Origin of the sequence: Nostoc sp. (assembly GCF_036917615.1) — a bacterium.
Lineage (GTDB): Bacteria > Cyanobacteriota > Cyanobacteriia > Cyanobacteriales > Nostocaceae > Nostoc.
Genome location: NZ_JBALCZ010000068.1, coordinates 130,485 through 152,877, shown reverse-complemented (window position 1 = coordinate 152,877; position 22,393 = coordinate 130,485). Strand labels below are relative to the sequence as shown.

General features: G+C 42.0%; 19 protein-coding genes and 1 pseudogene. 9 read left to right on the top strand and 11 right to left on the bottom strand.

The features are described from left to right. The first annotated feature begins 1,078 nt into the window (after positions 1-1,078). From V7K85_RS24090 to V7K85_RS24080, 3 genes are all read left to right on the top strand, one after another. Positions 1,079-1,627, top strand: a complete 549-nt coding sequence (locus tag V7K85_RS24090; protein ID WP_334817237.1) for a group I truncated hemoglobin — start codon at positions 1,079-1,081, stop codon at positions 1,625-1,627. A 360-nt stretch (positions 1,628-1,987) separates the two neighbouring features. Beyond that, positions 1,988-4,771, top strand: coding sequence for a CHAT domain-containing protein (locus tag V7K85_RS24085; RefSeq protein ID WP_334817235.1), 2,784 nt, complete (start codon positions 1,988-1,990; stop codon positions 4,769-4,771). 114 nt (positions 4,772-4,885) lie between these two features. Then, positions 4,886-5,068, top strand: a complete 183-nt coding sequence (locus V7K85_RS24080; protein ID WP_334817233.1) for a hypothetical protein — start codon at positions 4,886-4,888, stop codon at positions 5,066-5,068. A gap of 122 nt (positions 5,069-5,190) precedes the next feature. Here the strand turns inward: V7K85_RS24080 and V7K85_RS24075 are convergent, their stop codons facing one another. Further along, a complete protein-coding gene (locus tag V7K85_RS24075) occupies positions 5,191-5,529 on the bottom strand; it encodes a class I SAM-dependent methyltransferase (protein WP_334817231.1) in 339 nt (112 codons plus the stop codon). 241 nt (positions 5,530-5,770) lie between these two features. Here V7K85_RS24075 and V7K85_RS24070 point away from each other — a divergent pair, with 241 nt between their 5' ends. From V7K85_RS24070 to V7K85_RS24060, 3 genes are all read left to right on the top strand, one after another. Beyond that, on the top strand, positions 5,771-6,739 hold the full coding sequence (locus V7K85_RS24070; protein ID WP_334817229.1) for a DUF1822 family protein: 969 nt from the start codon (positions 5,771-5,773) through the stop codon (positions 6,737-6,739). Between the two features lie 182 nt (positions 6,740-6,921). Then, positions 6,922-9,255 (top strand): CHASE2 domain-containing protein, encoded by a 2,334-nt coding sequence (locus V7K85_RS24065; protein WP_334817227.1) that lies wholly within the window; start codon positions 6,922-6,924, stop codon positions 9,253-9,255. A 203-nt stretch (positions 9,256-9,458) separates the two neighbouring features. Next, the gene (locus tag V7K85_RS24060) at positions 9,459-10,340 is read left to right on the top strand and encodes a DUF928 domain-containing protein (protein ID WP_334817225.1); all 882 of its coding nucleotides are present in this window, start codon (positions 9,459-9,461) and stop codon (positions 10,338-10,340) included. 177 nt (positions 10,341-10,517) lie between these two features. On the opposite strand, the gene V7K85_RS24055 is transcribed toward V7K85_RS24060, so the two are convergent. The 9 genes and pseudogenes from V7K85_RS24055 to V7K85_RS24010 all read right to left on the bottom strand — a co-directional run bounded on the left by V7K85_RS24055 (position 10,518) and on the right by V7K85_RS24010 (position 19,865). Then, the gene (locus V7K85_RS24055) at positions 10,518-11,669 is read right to left on the bottom strand and encodes an AI-2E family transporter (RefSeq protein ID WP_334817223.1); all 1,152 of its coding nucleotides are present in this window, start codon (positions 11,667-11,669) and stop codon (positions 10,518-10,520) included. A gap of 90 nt (positions 11,670-11,759) precedes the next feature. Next, entirely contained in the window at positions 11,760-11,951 is a 192-nt protein-coding gene (locus tag V7K85_RS24050; protein ID WP_334817221.1) for a hypothetical protein, read from the bottom strand. Positions 11,952-12,070: 119 nt separating this feature from the next. Further along, positions 12,071-12,631 carry a Uma2 family endonuclease gene (locus V7K85_RS24045; RefSeq protein WP_334817219.1) on the bottom strand — a complete coding sequence of 187 codons (561 nt, stop codon included), beginning with the start codon at positions 12,629-12,631 and terminating at the stop codon, positions 12,071-12,073. 459 nt (positions 12,632-13,090) lie between these two features. Beyond that, positions 13,091-13,903: pseudogene (locus V7K85_RS24040) on the bottom strand (Rpn family recombination-promoting nuclease/putative transposase). 118 nt (positions 13,904-14,021) lie between these two features. Beyond that, positions 14,022-14,912 carry a nitrogenase iron protein gene (nifH, locus tag V7K85_RS24035; RefSeq protein WP_334817217.1) on the bottom strand — a complete coding sequence of 297 codons (891 nt, stop codon included), beginning with the start codon at positions 14,910-14,912 and terminating at the stop codon, positions 14,022-14,024. Between the two features lie 1,761 nt (positions 14,913-16,673). Further along, complete coding sequence (rsgA, locus tag V7K85_RS24030; protein ID WP_334817215.1) at positions 16,674-17,105, bottom strand: GTPase RsgA; 432 nt, start codon at positions 17,103-17,105, stop codon at positions 16,674-16,676. 247 nt (positions 17,106-17,352) lie between these two features. Further along, positions 17,353-17,793, bottom strand: a complete 441-nt coding sequence (locus tag V7K85_RS24025; protein ID WP_334817464.1) for a hypothetical protein — start codon at positions 17,791-17,793, stop codon at positions 17,353-17,355. A 285-nt stretch (positions 17,794-18,078) separates the two neighbouring features. Beyond that, positions 18,079-18,963: a DUF72 domain-containing protein gene (locus tag V7K85_RS24020; protein WP_334817213.1), complete on the bottom strand. Its 885-nt coding sequence runs from the start codon at positions 18,961-18,963 to the stop codon at positions 18,079-18,081. 608 nt (positions 18,964-19,571) lie between these two features. Beyond that, a complete protein-coding gene (locus V7K85_RS24010) occupies positions 19,572-19,865 on the bottom strand; it encodes a hypothetical protein (protein WP_334817211.1) in 294 nt (97 codons plus the stop codon). A 45-nt stretch (positions 19,866-19,910) separates the two neighbouring features. Here V7K85_RS24010 and V7K85_RS24005 point away from each other — a divergent pair, with 45 nt between their 5' ends. From V7K85_RS24005 to V7K85_RS23995, 3 genes are all read left to right on the top strand, one after another. Next, positions 19,911-20,819, top strand: coding sequence for an AraC family transcriptional regulator (locus V7K85_RS24005; RefSeq protein WP_334817209.1), 909 nt, complete (start codon positions 19,911-19,913; stop codon positions 20,817-20,819). 221 nt (positions 20,820-21,040) lie between these two features. After that, positions 21,041-21,532 carry a hypothetical protein gene (locus V7K85_RS24000; RefSeq protein ID WP_334817207.1) on the top strand — a complete coding sequence of 164 codons (492 nt, stop codon included), beginning with the start codon at positions 21,041-21,043 and terminating at the stop codon, positions 21,530-21,532. Between the two features lie 49 nt (positions 21,533-21,581). Beyond that, the gene (locus V7K85_RS23995; protein WP_334817206.1) at positions 21,582-22,028 is read left to right on the top strand and encodes a DUF1036 domain-containing protein; all 447 of its coding nucleotides are present in this window, start codon (positions 21,582-21,584) and stop codon (positions 22,026-22,028) included. Here V7K85_RS23995 and V7K85_RS23990 read toward each other — a convergent pair. After that, positions 22,025-22,213 carry a hypothetical protein gene (locus V7K85_RS23990; RefSeq protein WP_334817205.1) on the bottom strand — a complete coding sequence of 63 codons (189 nt, stop codon included), beginning with the start codon at positions 22,211-22,213 and terminating at the stop codon, positions 22,025-22,027. The two genes, V7K85_RS23995 and V7K85_RS23990, sit on opposite strands and share 4 nt — an antisense overlap. Between the last annotated feature and the right edge of the window lie 180 nt (positions 22,214-22,393).

Sequence of the window (22,393 nt, the reverse complement as noted above, 5' to 3'; positions counted from 1 at the left end):
ACGTCAATTTTAGTAAACTAAGGGTTGCAACTCACAAACTAAGTGATAATTTAAATAGTAGGACACCAAAGAAAATCAAACCAAACTAAAAGGGTAAATGACTTAGTGTCCCCTGTCATCAACCCAAGCAAATTTCAGCCTATCAAATATTAGAGAAGTGGTAAAAAGCCTAATGTAGAAGGCAAAGCCAAATCCGGAAGCGCGAAAACGCAATGATGCTGAGTTTGCTTGTTGTTTAGTCCACCTTAGTTATTAACTTTTAATTACTTAATTAGTTTAACAATTTGAAACCTGTGAACTCGATAAAACCTGGTCAAGATTGACCAGGTTTTATTAATAAAAGATAATTAATGTGCCCAATAAAGGTAAAATATTTTCGTTAGGGTAATTGACTGATTTTACATATATAAACAAGTTCAGATCAATGGGCTTTTTTTTTACAATATAAATTCAAATAAGACTGTTTTGTATTTTTGTTAAAAATGGTTCCGTATTCGGATTTGATACTGGAAATTTGGTACAGTGTTTTCGTCAATATATAAGAGGATGTTTGAAAAGTCGTAAAGTATACTAAAAACCACACTTCCATTCTTCTCCCCGTTGGCGTCAGCCTGCCGTTAGGCAAGCAAAGAGAGGCTTTGAAACCCCCATTCCCTCATAAGGAAGGGGGGCTAGGGGGGTTAGGTTTCCGAGGTTTTAATGTTAATAACAATACTTTTCAAACATCCTCTTAGAGTTAGTTGGTAGCTGTTCACGGGCGGTAGAACATTTGCCTAAACACCTAGAGCTAATGTTTAGCAAGGCTTCGGGGTGATTTTTGGTATGAGATAATCGCTTTCCTTAATGCCTAAAAAATAATTTGCATCCCAGCATAGGACTTTTGCCTACTCAAAATTATCCCGAAAAAATCAAATCTAGACTGGTTTTCGTACTGTTTCCGTGTGCTTTTACATCGGGCACTTTTTTGACCACCCTGTGAACGGTTACGTTAGTTTTCTCTATTAGTAATAGAAAAGTTGAAAATTTAAAAACTTTTCTGTATTCATGCAGTATCAAACTTAAGAGAGGAATTTTGACGATGAAAATACAAAGCCTATTTACAAAAGCTTTCTGGTTAACATTGGTTGGGATCACAATCATGGTTGTGACTATTTTCAGATTAAGTCCTAGTTTGGCTCATTCCACGACAACGCCGCCAGGACAACTATCAGCAGCAAAAGTGACTATCGTGCAGTCTGAGTCACAACGTTCAGGAAGAAGGTCTCTTTATAATAGGCTAGGAGGCTACAACGCGATCGCTGCCGTCGTTGAAGATACTGAAAAATACGTATTTAATGACTCACAGATTGGTAAATACTTTATTGGCTTGAGTACTAATTCAAAACAGCGGCTGCGCCAGTTGGTGGTGGATCAATTCTGCGAAGCGACAGGTAGACCTTGTATTTATACTGGACGGAGTATGAAGCTTTCCCATAGTGGAATGGGTGGAGGTCTAACAAACAGTGAATTTAATGTTTTTTATAATTATATAGCGAAAGCCCTTGGTGAGAATAAGGTCAAGCAAACAGAGAGATACGAAGTGCTAGTATTTGTGAATAGTCTCAGAGACCAGATTGTCGAAAAATGACAAATAGGGGATGACGGCAGGGCGTTTTTAAGCTTTTCTGCAATTTAAAAGCAAATAGCTACTTTTAAAAAAAGCACCATTTATTCTGACCCTCAAAGACCGTACAACATTTAATTAGATACCCAAGGACTGCGTTAATTTGCAGCGTAACTACTATTGACAAAACTAATTTCATCTTCAACTATCACCAATGGGGTAAGTAGAGATTTAGACAGTAAAATCTCATCCAAACCACGATAAATAAGATTGTGGAAGCTCAAGGATGAGTAATGGATATGAATGGTAACATTACCCTGGTAGCCCAAACATTTACAGTTAATCCTGTGCGTTCCTGGTTATCACTTATCTCTTGTCATACTTATGACTAAAACAACTAGGATTTTTGGCGCGAATTCTGTAAAAGTTAAAAAGCAAAAGCAGCCAGGGTGTTGCCTATTTTGCCGACGCTCAGTCGCTCTTAGCATTTCCCCAACTCTTGGAGACGCTCCTTTGCGAAGAGAGAAGACCAGGCTGGCTCACTTTTTACGTTTGCTTTTATACTTTCTGATCGCTTTACTATGCATTCTTAGTTCACCCGTGCTGGCAAAAGTTCCTGGCTCAATTAATTCCTCATTCCAAGTACCAATTAATAGTCTGACGTTGCTGGCTGTGGCCGCTGACCCCGCCTCACTACTAGAACAGGGCAAAGTTTTATACAATACCGGAAAGTTTGCCAAGGCGGTAGAAGTCTTACAACAGGCTGTCCAAGCATATAAGCAGCAAGGGGAGAACCTCAGAATGGCAGTGACACTGAGTAATCTTTCCCTAGCTTACCAGGAACTTGGTGCATGGAGTCAGGCACAGCAGGCAATTACGGAGAGCTTAAATTTACTCAAAGGACAGGATAAAAACCAAAATCTGGAAATATTTGCCCAATCACTGGATATTCAAGGTTGTCTCCAACTGACAACGGGACAGGCTGAGGCGGCTTTAGAAACTTGGCGGCGGACGGAAGAAATTTACAGGCAAGCAGATAATAAAAGCGGCGTGGTGCGATCGCTAATCAATCAAGCCCAGGCGTGGCGAACCCAAGGATTTTATCCTCGGTCTGTCAAAACACTCGAAGAGGTAAGTCAGACGTTAAAATCTCAACCAGACTCTATAGAAAAGACAGTGAGTTTGCGATCGCTCGGTGATGCCCTTTTGGTATTGAGCGATTTGGAAAAGTCACGCCAGGCGTTAGAAGAAAGTCTGATGATTGCTCGACATCTGCAATCAAGCGCTGATATTGGGGCTAGTCTGTTCAGCCTGGGGAATAATGCCCTTAAACAACACGACAAAGCAAAGGCGATCGCTTATTATCAACAAACAATCGCAGCATCTCCCTCACCCCTGACAAAAGTCCAAGCGCAACTGAATCTCTTCGGTCTACTCATTGAAGATCAACAATGGGCAAAGGTTCAAGCTCTTTTGCCGTTGATTGAGTCCCAACTCGACCAACTCCCCCTCAGCCGTGCTAGTATTTACGCTCAGGTAAACTTTTCACAAAGTTTGGCAAAAGTCAAGAGTGGTGTGTTGCAAGCATCCAGTCAGAATTCCTACTCAGGATTCAGCACAAAAGACTCAGCAGTATTACTCGCCAGCACCATCCAGCAATCCCGCAGTTTAGGGGACAAGCGGGCAGAAGCTTATGCTCTGAAGAGTTTAGGCGGCTTGTACGAAGAAACCAGACAGTGGTCAGAGGCAGAAGACCTTACCCGGCAAGGATTAGCTTTGGTACAGAGCAGCAATGCACCAGAAATTACCTATACCTTGCAGTGGCAGTTAGGTAGATTGCTCTGGGCACAAAAAGATATTAATGGTGCGATCGCGGCATATGATGCTGCTGTGGACACTCTCCAGTCTCTCCGCAGAGATTTAGTAGTCAATAAAGATGTAGTGAACCAGGATGTACAATTCAACTTCCGGGATAGTGTAGAACCCGTCTACCGACAGTCAGTAGAGTTACTGCTGAAATCCCAACAAGGAAAACCAGATGAAAAAATATTAGAGAAAGCACGCCAGCGGATTGAAGCACTCCAACTAGCAGAATTGGACGACTTCTTTGGCGAAGCTTGCCTGCAAGGCCAGAGAGTAACCCTCGATCAAGTGGTAGACCAAGATAATCCCACGGCTGCCATCGTCTATCCGATTATTCTTGAAAAAGAACTCCAGGTAATTGTCAAAATTCCCAAACAACCTCTGCAAAACTACACTACTCAGATTTCTCACACACAAGTAGAGAAACTCTTAGTAGAACTCCGAAAAAATCTTGTCAATCCCACCGCTATCAAAGCCGTCCAAACCCACTCGCACCAAGTTTACAACTGGCTGCTTAAACCGATTGAGTCACAATTGCAAAAAAGTGGGGTAGATACCCTAGTGTTTGTCTTGGATGGGCCGTTACGCAATTTACCAATGGCAGCTCTTTATGATGGTAAGCAATACTTGGTAGAGAAATATGCAGTTGCTCTGAGCGTGGGTCTGCAACTCCTTAACCCTAAACCGCTGGTAAAACAGCAACTAAGAGCGTTAACCGCAGGACTAACTCAGCCGCCGCCAGGGTTTTCCAAGTTTACGCCGTTGCTTGCGATCAAATCTGAATTCGACGGCATTAGCAAAGCAGGAGTTTCGACAACTAGCTTACTAGATCGAGATTTTAAGAAAAAGAATTTAGAGAGTGAAATTGGTGCTGCTTCATTCAACATAGTGCATTTAGCAACCCACGGTCAGTTTAGTTCTCGCCTTGAAGACACTTTTATTTTGGATTTCGATGGTCAGATCAATGTTAAGGATTTTGATACTCTTTTCCGCAGTCAGGGTAAAACCATAGTAGAGTTATTAGTTTTGAGTGCTTGCCAGACAGCAACAGGCGACAGCCGTGCAGCACTGGGTCTTGCCGGAGCAGCTGTACGAGCTGGGGCACGCAGTACCATAGCCTCGCTGTGGCAGATTGATGATGAATCGACGGCAATGTTTTTTACTGCCTTCTATCGAGAACTCAAGAGTGGCAAAATCACCAAAGCCGAAGCTGTCCACCGTGCCCAGCTACAACTGCTGAAACATCCTAACTACAAGGCACCAAGCTTTTGGTCTGCCTATGTGTTGATTGGCAATTGGTTGTAATTTGGGGACTGAGAATTGGGGAGTGTAAAACTGAGTGCAGTTACTCCCGATGACCAAAGCCGCAGATGTCAACACCAAACGCTTGATTAGCCTTTATAAAAAACTTTTTGGTCTGTGAGGTTGACGGTTTGCGTCCAGACTACTTCTTCTGTTGCTGTATCACGAACAATTAATTGGGCGGTTTTGTTGTTTCCTGGACTGTACCACAAAAATAATCGGCGATCGCTCCAAACATTGTATGTATCAACTACAGGTGATAATTCCTGGGCGAATCCATCAATGCGATCGCTAGCCTAAAGATCCTTCTCAACTACTGACTTTTCGATCTACTGAAATTTGGGGTTTCTCTGCTGACACAAACAAAGCCAGTCCATTCCTACCTGTGCGAATCTGATCAAATCACATCTTTGTCAGCCAATCTAAAATCGTCGGTTGCGAATACGTCCACCACAGGTAACGTAATAGATAAGAGAGAACAAGCTGATAGGCGAGGAGAGTTTTCCCTGATCGCCGGGATGAAACAGATCGTTGATTAGTAAAGTTCCACCTCCTCGCAGTGCTTGGAATGCCTTGTTGAGTGCAATTTCACACTGCTCGACCGTGAGGCCGTGGAGGATGTTGGAGAGAAACACAACATCATAATTGTTGCCCCAATCAGTATCCAGTAAATTACCTTCAATATATTGGATGCGATCGCCTAACCCTGCCTGTTCAATTTGGGGTAATCCTGTTAGAGCAAGAATTTGCGCGGTTGTCACGGGGCAATATTCTCGGTGAAACTCCGTTTATTGAGATACAACTTCCTGCGGTTACAGTCAAAGTAGTGTGGGATTTGCAGATCTTGTCGATTCCTGGCTGGCGCTTGGGGATATTTTTACCTAATCTCCAGTTCCCAATCCCCAATTCTGTTTTTCCAATAATCATTCTCTATTTTGTGGCATAAATTCAGTGAATGCCGGTGATATGTATATAGCAGCATTGATCCCTAAAGATTGATTTATGAATAACTCCACCTATCAGCTAGACGACTTCGCTTTAACATTGCCGATTTCCCAATCAGCTCGCATAACTGCTCAGGAATTTGCTAACCAGCAGCCAAATCCTGAAAAAGCACAACAAGTCCGGCTAAATACGCTGGCTGTGTGGGTGGTAAATAACTACTTGGAAATGATGGATATTCCTACTAACCTCCAAGCTAGTGACAGCTGGAACCCGATCATGCGCCTTTGTGGGAATGTAGCTGACTTAGAGGTGCCCTCAGTTGGTCGTCTGGAGTGTCGCCCTGTCCATTTGGATCAGCAGATATGTTCCATTCCTCCAGAAACCTGGGAAGAACGGGTGGGTTATTTAGTAGTTCAATTTGATGAATCGCTCCAAGAGGCGAGGCTACTTGGTTTTATCCCTAGTGTCACAACTGAAACACTACCTTTAGAAAAACTGCAACCATTGGAAGCGTTTATCGACTACCTGGGCCAACTGCGCCAATACCCACTTAATTCACTGGTGAATTTAAGTCAATGGTTTGCTGGTATATTTGAGACAGGTTGGCAGACTATTGAATCCCTGTGGAACGTGCCGGAACTCAGACCAACTTATGCCTTTCGCAGTACTGAAACTTTGGAACTAAATACCCTCAACCGACCAGAATCAATTACTAAACGTGCAAAACTGATTGATTTGGGTATCCAAATTCTCAACCAACCTGTGATGTTGATTGTGGAAATCAGCCCCGAAAAGGATCAACAAACCAGTATTCATCTCCAATTGCACGCCACTGGGAATCAAATCTACTTGCCACCAGGAGTTCATCTCACCGTTCTAGATAGTTCGGGAGCAGTATTTCTAGACGCTCAATCTCGAAAATTAGACAACTACATTCAGTTGCAGTTTCGCGGTGAACCTACAGAGCAATTTAGCGTTAAGGTAACCTTAGATAATACCAGTATTACCGAACATTTTAGGATTTGAAACATCTAGCTATTTTACCTCTTTGTTGGTAATTTATTAAGTGGTAATTGGTTAATTAAAAATTAAAAATTAAAATCCAAGCCGGCTTTTAGGGATTTTGAAAGAAGTCTGTAGACGCTTGTGGAGCTTGTGATCAAACACTAAAATAGGGCGTGATTTTGCACAGGGAGATAGTGACAGTCATGGGTAAGTTAGTGGTTCTGAAATTCGGAGAGGGTAGTTTTGAGCAGGGGTTTGCTGTCACTCTCCAAATTGGTGAAGAACAGGAGCGTGCTGCAACAGAAATCACCGGGAGACTACCTTCATTCCCCGAAATGCCGCTCTATTATAGTCATTGGCAATTTAGTTATCGGCAGATAGGCAATCGTTATCGCCTCCATGCTGACCAAATGCAGGTGACAAATGTATCGATGATTCAAGACTGCGAAAACACTTCCCATATTTTGCGGGCACGCTTTAATACCTGGCTGCGAGCAGAGGAGTTTCGCCCTTTGAGGGAAAAATGGTTAGAAAGATTGTCGTCCACAGAAGAAGTGCGAGTGATTTTGCAAACAGAAAATAGCCAATTGCAGCTATTACCCTGGCATCTGTGGGACTTGTTAGAACGCTACCCCAAGGCTGAAATCGCCCTTTCTTCACCATCCTACGATCGCATTCACAAGCCACGCACTTTAAATCAATTAGTCAACATTTTAGCAATTGTGGGCAATAGTCAGGGGATTGACACCCAGGCTGATCTAGCCTTACTGCAACAGTGTAGGAATGCAGAGGTCAGCTTTCTGGTAGAACCACAACGGAAGGAATTGACTGACCATCTTTGGGGAAAAAACTGGGATATTCTCTTTTTTGCTGGGCACAGTTCCAGTAACAAAAATGGAGAAAGCGGACGAATTTACCTGAATAAAACTGATAGCCTCACCATTGGCGAATTAAAGTACGCTCTGCAAAAAGCCATTGAAAACGGCTTGCAACTAGCTATATTCAACTCTTGTGATGGATTGGGATTGGCGCGAGAATTAGCTGATTTGCAAATCCCTCAGATGATCGTCATGCGTGAACCTGTCCCAGATCAGGTTGCCAAGGAGTTCTTAAAGTATTTTCTCCAAGGTTTTGCCAATGGGAAGTCTTTATATCAAGCGGTACGCCAAGCGCGGGAACGATTGCAAGGACTTGAGGATCGATTTCCCTGTGCGACTTGGCTACCAATGATTTGCCAAAATCCAGCGCAGATACCACCCAGTTGGGATGAATTAAGGTTTATAAAAACTGAAGATATACCAAATTTAGCTTTGTCTACCAGACGCAGATTTCAAGCAACTTTGTTATCCAGTTTGGCGATTACAGCCTTGGTTTGTGGGGTGAGATGGCTGGGATTCCTGGAAAATCCAGAAATTCAAGCCTTTGACCAGATGATGCGATCGCGCCCTGCGGAGGAAGTTGATCCCCGACTGCTGATAATCACAATTGACGATGAGGATTTGGCAACTCAAAGAAAAAATGGCGAGTCCTTGATTGGAGCTTCCATTTCTGAAAAATCTCTCAACAAGCTACTGGCGAAACTGAATCAATACCAACCCCGCGCGATCGGCTTGGATATCTATCGTGATTTTAAAGCCACACAACCAGATTTAATTACTCGTCTCCAAAAAACTCAGAACTTGATTGGCGTATGTAAGGGAAGCGATGGCACAGTAGATATCCCAGGCAATCAGCCGCCACCAGAAATCCCCACAACAAATCTGGGATTCAGTGACTTTATTAATGATCATGATGGAGTTATCCGTCGGCATCTCCTGTTCATGAACCTAGAGGCGACATCGTTGTGTCCTGCTCGCTATGCATTCAGTCTACAACTGGCCTCTCTCTATCTGCGACCTTTAGGAATTCAAACAAAGTTCACCCCTCAAGGTAATTTGCAGCTGGGTAAAACTATTTTTCCAAATATGAAATCTCGTACTGGCGGCTATCAAAATATTGATGCTAATGGTGGTCAAATCTTGCTCAACTACCGTTCCTCAAAGGAGATAGCCGAACAGGTGAAGCTAACCCAATTTTTATCTAGTCCGATTGACCCCAGTGCGATCAAAGACAGGATTGTTTTAATTGGTGTGGTGGCAAAAGGGGATTCTCCAGACACCTGGGCTACACCCTATGGCGCTGCTTTAGATCAGCAAATGCCAGGAGTCTTAGTACAAGCGCATATGGTCAGCCAAATCCTCAGTGCTGTCCAGGATGGGCGGCCGTTGCTGCGGGTTTGGTCACTGTGGATTGAGGTGGTCTGGATTTGGGGCTGGTCTTTGGTAGGGGGAGTCCTGGCTTGGCAAAAGCTTTCGTTCCCTTGGTTGGCATTGGCAGTCAGTATTACCTTTAGTGTTCTGTATATAGTTTGCTTTGGTCTGTTAATTTCGGGTGCTTGGGTACCGTTTATACCTTCGGCTTTGTCGTTGGTAGCTACGGTTGCCTTGATGTCAATTTATAATTCAAAAACAAAAGTTCGGGTGGCGAGTGGGGAATAGGGGGCTTCCAAATCAAAAAACATTCAATCGCTGTGGAAGCAGTTATTGAGGAGGAGAAGAATCTGATAGTTGTATTGGACACAAAAATTTGGAAAATTTAATTTTTGGAGTTTTTTCGGGAATGGGGAAAGATTTTCTTGATTAAATTTGTGGATAACCAGCAGATAAATCTATAAGGTTTACATACTTAAGGTAAGGTTTTTATGAAGTCAAATTCACAACCGAGAAAACTGTTTTTAGTACTAGCTTTTAGCTGTACTAATTTACTAGTTAGCCTGACTCCAGTACTGGCGAAACCAACTCTTAGTTCTCCACTTAGCGATCCCTCTGATGCTATAACGACCCTTGCTCAAATCACAACCTTTAATCAACCCACAATTCCACCTGGCCCCCCTCCTGGAGATCGCCTTCGTGGCGGAGGTAAGCGAGCCTTTAATCAACCCACAATTCCAGCGGGCCCCCCTCCTGGAGGTCGCGTTCGTGGTGGAGCGAAGCGCGGGCCGGCATGTCCACTTACTAAACCTGACCTGACTGCTTTAGTACCCTTTACTGAGGAAGCTAACTCAGTGATAAATGTCTGGGGACAAACAACAGTAGAACGCCCAAGTTGGTTTTTCTATGTGCCATATACCAAAGATTTGCCCTATGAAGTTGAATTTGTGCTGCAAGATCAGGACTCTAACGATATTTACCAAAAAGCGATCGCTTTACCAGATAAACCAGGAGTCATCCACGTTTCTCTGCCTACCACTGCTCCTGCTTTAGCACTAGACAAACAATATCGCTGGTTTTTCACGATTAACTGTGACAAGCAAAAGGATTCTCCCCCGACTTTCGTCGAAGGTGTAATACAAAGAGTCGAACTGAATCCAGCCGCTCTCAAAGAGCTACAAACCATAGAACCTCTAAAGCAATATGCTATCTATGCCGAAAATGGGATATGGTACGACGCACTGACGACACTGGCTCAACTGCGTCAGAAAAATCCTAAAGATGCAGCACTGCAAGCAGAGTGGCGGAATTTGTTAAGCAGCATCCGCTTAAATGATATTGCAGCACAACCGATTCTTTGGGAGAAACCTTAGCCTAAGAGGATGTTTGAAAAGTCGTAAAGTATACTAGAAACCTCATTTCCATTCCTCTTCCCCACTCCTGAGAGGCTTTGAAACCCCCATTTTCTTGTAGGTAAGGGGGGCTGGGGGGTTAGGTTTCTGAGGTTTTGATGTTACCAAAAATACTTTTCAAACATCCCCTAAGAAACACTAATCTTCTTTTTGCAAGATATCATCATCAATTGGTCGCTCCCGATTAATATCAGGACTTTCTGCTGTCCAATAGTCATCTACTTCAGGAGATTCAGAAACGATCACAAACTCAGTCTCTTTTCTATGGTTATTTCCCCATTCATCCAAAACATCTTTAATTAACACCTCTTGCACCCAAATTTTAGCGACGACTGTTAGGGGTAATGCTAGAAATAATCCTAAAAAGCCAAAGAAAGTCACGAAAAATAACTGGGAAATTAAGGTTACGGCTGGTAGCAATGAGACTTGATGCGCCATGACAATGGGCGTGATGAAATTACTCTCAATCTGTTGAATAAAAAAGTAGAGAATCAAGACAGCGACAGCTTTCCAGGGTTCATCCAACAAAGCGATCGCCATTGCAGGTATTACACTCAGGGTTGGGCCGAGGTTGGGAATTAAGTTCAAAAATCCTGCCAAAACCCCTAAAGCAAGTGCTGCTTTTACACCCAAAATAGATAAGCCAATTACACTCATCAACCCTACTACACCCATAGCAATGAGAGCGCCTATTACCCATCCCCCCAAGGAGACTTCGCATTGATCTAAAATCCCTTCGACTCGTCGTCGATAAAATGAGGGGAAAAGCCGCACAAAGACTTTGCGGTAAGCCACGGGGTTGGCTAATGTCATTCCTGTTAAAACTAGCACTAGTAAAACCTTGAGGACAATTTCCAAGGAGCCAGATACAAAGGCGAAGGAGTTTCCTAATACCCTATTGACGATCGGCTGTGCTTGTTGGATCAGGCTGTTTAAATCTGGGATGTAAGGAACCAATTCAGTAGGAATGCGGCTTCTCAGGGCGTCAAGCCAACTATTAAAGCGTCCAAACCCTTGGGGAACTCGATAGGTTAGTTCTTGAAACTGCTGGGCAAAAGGTGGTACGATTAGCCAGAAAAAACCCACGATCCCGGCAAAAAAGATCACGACTGCGAGAAGGACAGCGAATCCACGCTTCATACCTGAGCGTTGGAAGCGTTTCGCTAGCCGATTTAAGGTGGTGGCTAACACAACTGCGGCAAACACGAGCAAAAGCACTTCCCGAATTTGCCACAGGATGTATAAAGAAAGAACTATGGCGATTAAGCCGATCCATTGACCGAGGTTCACAGGCTGACTCCCAACGGTTGGCGAGATGCAATTTTTTTGTAATTCAGTTAGGTTAGCCGATTTTAGTAACTTGTGCGTAAATGGTTTGAGTTAATTTTGTTTCTGTGCTTGGAATCGCCACAGTAGCGCGATCGCCATAATCACAATCGGCAACAATATTATAATCAGCGCGTTGGTTGCTGTCGCCGGAACTGATAGACTTGGCCCTGCATACTTAATCAATACCGATAACAAAGCCGAGAGTAAAAGCAGTTTCAGAACAAATCCTAGTTGATTTTCCATAAAAGCACGGCAATACAAATTTTTGTAGTAAACACGAATTTGGGCTGTACTGCCCAGTTTCTACAATAAACCTACAGATACAATCCTTTCCAACTTTCTCTAGGAAATGGAACGCTTTTTTACGTCAAACTCAACCAGCCAAAAACTTGTTCCACAGTCAGTTCCAACTCGATACCCTCCAGGATGGGTAATTTATCAGCACCTTCGTATAATTCCAATCGCTGTCCCGGAAAAATCCCTAGCACACTTTCGTCTTCTGGGTTAATTAACCAGCCTAGCTCAGTACCATTGCGTGAACAATGCAATAATTTACTCAATACTTTTTTTAACCTTTGGTCTGGGGAAAGAATCTCAATTGCCCAGTCGGGATGAATTTCAAAGCGATTAACAATTCTGCCAGATGGAGTTTTAGGAATTCTATCCCAGCGAAACACAGAGACATCAGGGACGATAGAAGCGCCGCCGAAGGTGCAACGCAGTTCTGTGATAGCTACAGCAATTTTTTGATTTCTCCCTACGCCGTTAATCACTTCAGATAGAATTGTCTGGATCAGACCATGTTCACCTTGAGGCATAGGTTTTTGAATGATTTCCCTGTTAATAAAGTCTGATGCTGGTTCAGTTTCCGGCAGTTTGAGGAACTCGTCTAAAGTTAATTGGGGTTGACTGGCAATAGTCATAAGTGAGTGAAATACAGGGGATGGTTTAATTATGGGCGAACTCGCAAAGCGCCCGATGGAGGTAGAATATAGTTTAAATACTAATTGGTACTAAAATATAAATTCCACTTAACATAAGCAGAATCAAAGTAATGATTAAACCGGATCGAATAGAGAGAGGATTTAAAATTACTAATAACCATAAGGAAGCCACTTCAACTATAGTTGCTCCAAAAACTTTCAAAATATGGATAGTTAGATGAAATAAAGAAAAATCAGGATGTATTACATTCACGTAGCCGATTAAATCTCCACTTCACACAAGCAAGATAAAATTTAGTCCAATAATTACTATTGTTGACAGTACAGAAACAATGAGTTTAAATAATCGAATTTGGAATCTCATATTTTTTGATAAACTCAATGCTGTTATAAGTCAAAATTCCTATTAGTAATCGAAATAATATTATTTATCTAAAGTTAATCGCTTTCCTGCTGATTTAACCATGCTTCTAAATCAGTTATATTAGAAAAATCTAACAGCGCTTCTCCTAAATCTTCTAATTTTTGAGCAGATAACACTTGTAAACGTTCTGTCAACGCTAAATTAATATCGCTAAAACGACGATTCAAAAAGCGTACAGTGTATATAAACGCCTCTTTTTGGACAATATCCTGATAAATCACTGATTCTTGCATAATTTCCTCACTCAATACTTGACGAATTAAATTTTTCTTAAACCGTAAGCCTGCTAAAATCTCCGTATACGCAGCAGTATTTTGCCTTGCTTCTATATCTGGAATTTTAGCAATTTCCTCGGCAATCTGCGATAACAACCCTTAGGGTGATCTGGTTTGCGTTAATGCTGCTAATGGTAATAAAGCAGGATTAGAGAGAAATAATGCCGAATCCTGTTCCCACATTCGGATAATTCGATAGCGGTGAGTTGTCATCTCACTTACATATTCTTTGGTAAAAGCGGCTTCATTACTTGTCTCTTGCAACAAAATCACTATCTGTATTATTACAACATCATACTGTCGCACTAACCTTACAAAATAATCTAGCATCCTCAAAAGAAGCGGCGGAGTAGATATTGTTGTTGTTTGAAATTCAATGTGCAGAATTATATTTTCTGTTTGTAAAAATGTAACAGAATCTGCACGAATTGGTTCAATACTTAATTCAGTTTTTAAAACTTTAATTTCTCTCGGCTCGACCATTAGCAACCAACGCGCAAAATCTGTTGGATATTTTTCGGCTAAAATCTTACATAAATTATCAAAACTCACAAAAATACTCAATTTTATACTGTCATAACTTTATTATTTTATTGCCATAAAATCAAATTTTAACTAAAAAAAAGTGGGCTGCTTGCCCACCCTAGTCGATTATGTACTTAATACTACTTTATACGGGTGCTTCAGTAGCACTTTTGCCAACCAGCATTGCGGTATTTTCATCGCTTTCGAGAATACCGAATTCAATCAACAACTCTTCTAGCTCTTCCATCTCGATAGGTGTGGGGATAGACAGGTGTGTGTTGTTGATGATCTTGTTAGCCAATGTCCGATATTCATTAGCTTGGTTGCTGTCAGGTGCATACTCGTTAACAGTCATCCGGCGCAATTCTGCGTGTTGAACGATGTTGTCACGAGGTACGTAGTGAATCATTTGGGTGTTCAACCGTTTTGCCAGGGTTTCGATTAGGTCGATTTCCCGGTCAGTATTACGGCTATTACAAATCAGACCACCCAAACGCACGCCACCAGTGTGAGCATACTTGAGAACACCACGAGCAATGTTGTTAGCAGCGTACATTGCCATCATTTCACCCGATGTGACGATGTAGATTTCTTGTGCTTTACCTTCACGAATAGGCATAGCAAAACCACCGCACACAACGTCACCTAACACGTCATAAGATACAAAGTCTAGGTCTTGGTAAGCACCGTTTTCTTCCAAGAAGTTGATGGCGGTGATAATACCACGACCTGCACAACCTACACCGGGTTCTGGACCACCAGATTCTACGCAAAGAACGTCACGGAAACCCTTGAGCATCACTTCATGGAGTTCTATATCTTCTACTGCGCCACGTTCAGCAGCGAGGTGAAGAACGGTTGTTTGAGCCTTACTATGTAGCATCAAACGGGTAGAGTCAGCTTTGGGGTCGCAACCAACAATAAGAATGCGTTGACCGATTTCAGCCATTGCTGCTAGGGTGTTTTGAGAGGTGGTAGATTTACCAATACCGCCTTTACCATAGAAAGCTATTTGTCTAATCTTTTCTTCAGTCATGGTTGTGTTTTCCTAAAATGATTTAGCTGATGGGTCGGAAGCTTGATGTGAGATATTCACCCTTGGTGCTGTTGGGAAGTAGAGCCTGTTGGCGTAGACGTGTAGCGACTTATCGCTAGACATCGCACCCTGACAAAAACAGTTAAAATCAGAACATATTTACCCACGAAGCGTAGACGCAGAGCGACTTGTCGTCAGACATCGCTTAAGGGATAGAGAAATCTCTATTTCCTAATAACGAAGCCTTTAAAACTTTGACTTCAGCATCGTCAGTTGTTGTAACAGAATCCCAAATGGTTGCTCAAGCCTCAAGAGTGGTTGCAGCAGGAATTCAAATGAACGCAGATTTGTTCTCTGAACCACACAACCAACCAAATTGCAATCCACTCTTAAATGGTCGCTACAACTTCTCTGATTTTGCTGATATCAAGTCGCCAAGAACTTCTATAGCGCTTCTCGTTTCGTGATTGATGCAGCAGGATAAATTCCAGCCTAAAAGTGGTAGCTACAGGTGCAGTACTATAAAGCCTGCACAGGCAACCCCTAATACTCTGGCTTAGATAATATCTTGGTGACTTTTGACAGTATGGTTAAATTCCTGAAAATTCTGGAACAACACCATTCTGCTTGAAGTTTTCGTTCCAAAAGTCAGCAACTGCTTCAACTTAGTTCGCGGTTAAAAATGTTTTTTACCGCAAGATTAAGTTTGTAAATATCCTGTATTTCTATGGATTTGTCAGGCTGTACTAAGAGTCTTTCTTCCCAGACTCCAAGAGTAATTGCCTTTAGCGGATAATGCTCTAGCTAGGTTAGCCAACTCTTATTGGCTCATACCCAGATAAATTTCGATTGACTTCAAGTTGTTACAAAGGCTACTATCCTACTCAATCTAGTTTTAGATTTTTGTGGCAAAAAGATGTAACGAATTGAAGTGGACTTACCAGAGCAAAAAAACCTTCTTGAGCTTGCCTCAAACTTGTCTTGAAGTCTTTTTGTGTTTTCACTTTTTTGATTCCTATAAAAACCATAACATACATCTCACTAATTTATTTGTTGAATCTCAAATTATTTATCTACTTGCCAGAAGATTATCCTTAGGCTCTTTAATAGTCATAATTTCCGCGCTCACACGTTGCCAGCTCGTGAAATTATTTATCATAGCCAATATGTGCAGTTAGATACTTTTGGGTATTTTATAAAAGTACTTAAAACTAATGTTTTACAACTAAAAAAATTCTGATTTTTGCACTCAAAAATTTCGTCACGAAACTAGATTAAATAACTCACAAAATTTCACCGGATAATATCAAGTTCGCTTAATTACCTATAATTCAAAACTCCCCTTGTCTCCTACGGTTTTAATGATAAAACTTTCGCCGGACACAGATGACACCGTTTCACTTTAATAATCCAGGACTTACGCACAGGTAACGGAAAATCGAACCACAGAGGACGCAGAGGACACCGAGGAATAAGAGTTTGAGAGGTTTTTTGCGTAAGTTCTATAATCATATAAATTAAGAATGCTTTGAGACATTACCTCGTTAGCTCGTTAAGAGTCTCTGACTGGGAATGCCCCTGATTGAGGCTCCGCCTCCCTTACTCGCGGCAGAGCCGCAATGACGAGCATTTCCAGCCGAAGGCTGGAAACGAGGTTTTAAAAAGGTTTTAGCTTAAGTTGACACCAATGACCAATGTTCCCTACGAGAAATCTATCTATATGTATCAAAGTTTGTGTGAAATGGTATGACACCTGTGCAATTAGTGCTTGTGATGATTTCGCATGGCTTTATGAATCTTCTTCCATCGTTCTTTCTCAGCTAGTTGCGCCCTCTGGTCTTGTTTGCGGGTAAGGTAGTCGAGTTCTTTTTGTAACTTTTGGTAGCTGAGAAACTTGGAATAATCAAGTTCTCCCTCAGCCAAAGCCTGCTGCACAACACAACCGGGTTCGTTATTATGCTGACAATTGCGGAAATGGCACTCCTGCGCCAAGGTTTCGATGCCTGCAAAAGTTTCTTGCAAACCTTCATCACCTGCCCAAATTTGGATTTCTCGCATTCCTGGGGTATCAATAATTAATCCACCAGTCGGGAGCAAAATCAATTCACGATGAGTTGTCGTGTGTCTACCTCGGTCATCACCTCGCCGGACTGGTTGCACAGCTTGCACAGAAAATTCGTTTAAATTATCCAATCTTGTGGAATTGGCATCTTTATGGGTGTCAACTTAAGCTGAAACCCTTTTCAAACCTAGTTTCCAGCCCCTAGCTGAAAATGCTACTCATTGGGCTGCGGCCGCGAATAAGGGAGGCAGCAGCCTTAATGAGGGGCATTCCCAGTCGAAGACTAGGAACCAGATAAAACCAGGTAAACGATTTTAGATTTCTGTTCAATCCAAAATTCAAAATTCAAAATCTAAAATTGGATAACTTCTGCCTTATTCAAATAGCTCTTTGCCGCACATGTCGCCCATTAAGCCCTTGCTTTATCCAACTCAGACATTCATATTCAGATTTGAATAATTTTGGAGCTGCAATATTATTCAATAACTCTGGTGGGTAATGGTCATAGAAACATTTGTCTCCTTCTTGGAAGATGATAATCAAATTGTTCCGATAAATGTAGCGAGACTTAAAACTATCCCCCCGATGAACAAACTCTGAATTTTGATCAATATGTTCTTTAGCAATATCAACGATATTACTAACGCCACTTCCATAGATTCTTGCTGGGTTTTCTGCTTTATGAAATTGGCTTCTTTGCCCAATCTCAGATAGCAATTTATACGAATAAATCTCGTAATTATCAGCTTGTCCAAAAACAAATGGAATGATGAGATATCCTTTGTATGAGACTGAACTTTCATAAAGAAGACGACTCATCTCAACCTCCTTTGGTATAACTGCTCTCAAAAAATTCGCCGAAATCACATATACATTAAAAATCAATGCTTTTCTGTTAGATATATTCATTTATCACTTCAACCTTCATCGCCGTTTAACAAATAGGGCTATTACCCCTTTTGTCAAGGAGAAAGGAATATGAAGCTTTAACAGAAAAGTATCGTAAGACTAATTATCGCTCTTTTTTTAATCACTAAACATTAGATATCCTGTAAAAGTTAAAAAAGTAGAAATTTAATTCTGTGGCATTACTCCCCCTGCCTTTCAAGACCATAAACTGAGCTGATTGGGGGGATGGTCAAGGTTATTCCAAGGTAGGGGGGGAACTGGTGTATCATTCTGTTCTAATAGCTGTTGGAAGTGACGGGCTGTGCTAGGCGTAGACGCGAAGCGGCTTGTCGCCAGACATCGCGCTTCTATTGGACAATGGACAAAGAAATAAATTCGTACTCCCGTCTGCAACCATTGCTGAATCTGCCTTACCCACTCTTGCATAAACGGCTGATTCACTGATAAATTTGGATGAGAAATAAACCGTATCAGAGTAAAAGGTGCTGTCACACTCAATTGTAACGGTAATTTAGGTTTACGCCGTTCCGATTGCAACTGGGGGTCATCATCTCCAGTGTAGATGGGACGCGAGTCTAACAGTACCCGTCCTACACCTAACTTTTCTAAAAGCGCCGTCAAATTACTAGCATGGGGTTCCCTGAACCAGTCGCGATGCCGAACTTCCAGCGCTAGGGGTGCTTCTGTACGCGGCCAAGCTTCCAGAAAGTTGGTCAAATCCTCAAGTAATGCAGGTGGATAACTGGGTGGTAACTGGGCAAACATCGGGCCAAGACGCTTCCCTAAAGGGCGCATCCCCTCCAGAAATTTTAAAGCAGCCGGAATATAAGGTTGTAGCAACCCTTGATGGGTAATATCTCGCGGTAATTTCAGACAAAATTCAAAACCTGCTGGTGTTTCGGCAGCCCAACGGGTTACAGTTTCTTGGTTAGGCACGGCATAAAAGGTGGTGTTACCTTCTACGGTCGTGAAGCGACGACTGTAGAGATGGAGAAAATCGGCAGTGCGAGTGCCTTGGGGATAGAGTTCGCCCACCCAACCTTTATATGCCCAAACAGCACAACCGATAAAAAAGTTCACAGTGCCTAAAAGTCTTGATGTATCATATTCAATTTTACAGGCAGGTTGTAGCGATGGATGAAGCTAGGTCAGATTCCCGACTTCAAAATGCTTGATTGCTTACTCATTTCGGTAGATTCAGCAAGCATTCAAGCATATTGCTTACGGAAGGGCGATCACTATCTAGCAGGAGAGGGAAAAATGCTTTCAAAAACCACAAATTAAGAAACTCTAAGACTTAATTTCTTACTTTGATTATTACAAGCAAGTAATATCAGTGCTTTTGAGAGCCAGTGCTGTTAACTGTTCTTGCTCGGTCGGAGTTATGCCTCAGTTCACCTGTGATGCCCCCAAAGCTTTCAAAGTTGCTATCTCTCCTTGAGTCAATCCTGTCACCCCGGTGATAATCATACCCTCGGATGGACGGGCTGACCTCAAAGTTTGCCAACACTGTCAGCATCTGGGTATAAAACTGCTCAGAAGGTTCTCAATCGTTTCATTACTGAACCGATTAGTTCAGTTTAGCTGTTTGGGGAATTCGCCAACGGTATCTAAATGCGTAGCAAAACTGTGGCGAAACGTATGACAACCCACCTTTTTTTGAATACCAGCTTGGCGAACCCCTTGTTTTAACGCTTTTTGTAAACTAGTATCGTGAAGGTGATGACGAACTTCACCACTACGGGGGTCTTTAGAGATGCTTCCAGAAGGAAAAACAAACTGCCAAATCCAATCATACTTGGCTCGGGATATTTTCTTTCTAATGCAAAAGGTAAATAAATCGAACCATAACCTTTTTGTAAATCTTGTTGATGTATAATTTTTACACTTTGAAAATTAATTTTTAATTCTTCAGCAATATTTTCAGATAACATCGTCACCCGACTTTCATTTCCCATAGTAGATTGACGTGTTTCTCCCACCCCGCTATTTAACAAGAAAAAATAGGACTACTAGAAAAACAAGCAATGCCAGAAGAGAAAGCTTTAACTATTGATTATTCTCAAAAAGATGCAGCTTCTACGTTTGCCCCCAAACCACTACTTTCTAGCCAACAAGCAGGATGGAGAAACATCCATCTGGCACACTATCAATTACCTGCGATAGAAGTCCCAGAGATATACAACGTTCAACACGTGATTGTAATTCCATTTTGGAAACAGCCAGTAGAAGTAGAACTTATTGCTGAAGGTAAGCGTTATTTAACGCAACATGATCAGAAAGAAACAGCCCTCAATTGTATTGAAGTTCTTCCTGCTTACGTACCTATAAGTTCTAAATGTAAACAGGAAATTGAATTAATGCACTGCTACCTGGAGCCTACCTTCCTAGCTCATGCTGCTCATGAGTCAGTCAATCCAGACCGAGTTGAAGTTAAGCTGGCACTTCAAGCGCCTGATCCATTGGTTTGTCAAATTGGCTTAGCCCTAAGATCTGTGCTGGAAACTGACGCAAATAACAGTTATTTTTATGCGGAATCTATGGCAACAGCTTTAGCGGCTCATTTCCTGAAGTATTACTCAACTCGTAAGCACTTCCTGCAGGAGTATGAGGACGGTTTACCCAAATACAAACTGAAACAAGCTTTTGAATATGTGGCTGCTCATCTTCATCAAGATGTGTCGTTAGTAGAAATTTCGGAAGAATTAGGTATAAGCCAATACTATTTCTGTCGCTTGTTCAAGAAATCGACAGGAATGTCTCCTCATGCATATCTAATTCAGCAAAGAGTAGAGCGATCAAAGCAATTACTGAAGCAGAGAGGACGCACAATCAATGAGATCGCTGTTGAGTGCGGTTTTGCCAACCCCAGTCATTTTGCTAAATGTTTCCGACGATACACAGGCATATCACCTAACCAATTTCGCATGATGTAGCAAGAATATGTCCAAATCGCAAGAAAGTGTTCGACTTTAACTGGCAAAGATAATTAAAGTTGTTTTGTATAAATTTATCTGAATTCAATACATCTGACTTTTTCCTGACCTCATCTGGCTGAAGACATGTGTATGGAGGTTAGGCTGCTTCATCTCTACGTAGGGACAAGCAGCTAGGCTATCGTTCAGTGTTCAGTGTTAAATCAACCTACCAGGTAATTATGAAATTGAAGTTTACTCTCAAAGCTTGCCTTGTAGCAGGTATCTCAATTCTCAGTGTTACTTCAGCCTCAATTGCTCATGCTGCCAATGGTGTTCCTGATTACATTGTTCAGTATCAGGGAAAGCCAGATATCGCAGTGTTTGAAGATGTGAAGCAGTCTTATGCACTTGGTTGTCCTGCTTTCAGAAGTCTTTGGAGTCGGGTTCCAGTCCAACAGGCTGTTAGTTCTGCTGTATTTAACCGGATTATGAGTGCTAATCCTGTGGTCGCTGATATTCCTTGCAATGGTTCAGTCGATCCATATATCACCACACCCAGCGGACTTGGTGCGTTGGTAATTCGTCACCGTGACGGTCAACCTTACAGACATTACATTAACAGTCCCGATTTTATAAGGGCAGTGGGTGGTGGAAACTCCATTTCTATTTCTGCACAGGACTTTGGTCGTCGGTTTCCAAATCGCGGTACTGACTTTCGCTTAAGCCAATAGGATGTGTAGGGATTAGATTAGGTTCAATCACTAAAAGAGAGTATATACAATGCAACTTAGAAGTTTAGTTACGGTTATGAGCGCAGGAATGATTAGCTTCATCTCCTCTGCTTTGTTGGCAACTCCAGCAGATGCAAGTTTGACTGTCTGTAATCGAGCAGGCTCGAAGGCTTTTGTAGCAATTAGCTATGTTTCAGGTTCAGACGGTAGTTCTTGGTCGAAAGGTTGGCTGCAACTTAATCCTGGTAGTTGTGGTGTAGCTTTCCCCGGAAGAGTCTCCAATGCAGATATTGGAGTTTATGCAGAAACTTTTACTGGAGTAGTTGAAGCAGGCGATACACGTAGATGCGTTATTTGGGTTCAAGTTCAACCATCTTGGACAATTCGTAATGCTGATGATGCAGCACGTTGCAAAGGAAAGGGAAGAGAAATGAAAGGCTTCCGAGTGTTCAGAACTAGTGACAGTCCTGATTACACGTATGAAGTCTTTGATTAACGGTGCGATGGCCACAGTTCGCAACCAACATTTTTAATATGACCACGATCGTAATTGGACTCTACAGCCATTTCTAAGTACGTCTGTCCTGTCCAAGACGGGCGAAACACAATCTCTTGAACTTTTGTTAAGCTTCCCCTTTGTAATAATTGCTCGACTAGAGCGATCGCTTCTTCAACTGTCATTTACCAACTTAGCAATACTGTGACTAACTATATTCGCACTATAAGCTTTGTTATATGTATTAAATTTACGTAAATATACGTAAATTTAATACCAAGAGCCAACTTTTTTTAGACTTTTTTCGACCATCAAACTTTATACCATGCAGTAGGGTATTTGATTAAGCAGTATTTATATTCTTT

Excerpts from the sequence above, each read along its gene's own strand:
- V7K85_RS24050 (WP_334817221.1), bottom strand. The coding sequence starts at position 11,951 with ATGGAAAATCAACTAGGATTTGTTCTGAAACTGCTTTTACTCTCGGCT.
- V7K85_RS24065 (WP_334817227.1), top strand. The coding sequence starts at position 6,922 with ATGGGTAAGTTAGTGGTTCTGAAATTCGGAGAGGGTAGTTTTGAGCAG.
- V7K85_RS23995 (WP_334817206.1), top strand. The coding sequence starts at position 21,582 with ATGCAACTTAGAAGTTTAGTTACGGTTATGAGCGCAGGAATGATTAGC.
- V7K85_RS24005 (WP_334817209.1), top strand. The coding sequence starts at position 19,911 with ATGCCAGAAGAGAAAGCTTTAACTATTGATTATTCTCAAAAAGATGCA.
- V7K85_RS24045 (WP_334817219.1), bottom strand. The coding sequence starts at position 12,631 with ATGACTATTGCCAGTCAACCCCAATTAACTTTAGACGAGTTCCTCAAA.
- V7K85_RS24060 (WP_334817225.1), top strand. The coding sequence starts at position 9,459 with ATGAAGTCAAATTCACAACCGAGAAAACTGTTTTTAGTACTAGCTTTT.
- V7K85_RS24085 (WP_334817235.1), top strand. The coding sequence starts at position 1,988 with ATGACTAAAACAACTAGGATTTTTGGCGCGAATTCTGTAAAAGTTAAA.
- nifH (WP_334817217.1), bottom strand. The coding sequence starts at position 14,912 with ATGACTGAAGAAAAGATTAGACAAATAGCTTTCTATGGTAAAGGCGGT.
- V7K85_RS23990 (WP_334817205.1), bottom strand. The coding sequence starts at position 22,213 with ATGACAGTTGAAGAAGCGATCGCTCTAGTCGAGCAATTATTACAAAGG.
- V7K85_RS24090 (WP_334817237.1), top strand. The coding sequence starts at position 1,079 with ATGAAAATACAAAGCCTATTTACAAAAGCTTTCTGGTTAACATTGGTT.
- V7K85_RS24070 (WP_334817229.1), top strand. The coding sequence starts at position 5,771 with ATGAATAACTCCACCTATCAGCTAGACGACTTCGCTTTAACATTGCCG.
- V7K85_RS24000 (WP_334817207.1), top strand. The coding sequence starts at position 21,041 with ATGAAATTGAAGTTTACTCTCAAAGCTTGCCTTGTAGCAGGTATCTCA.
- V7K85_RS24025 (WP_334817464.1), bottom strand. The coding sequence starts at position 17,793 with ATGAGTCGTCTTCTTTATGAAAGTTCAGTCTCATACAAAGGATATCTC.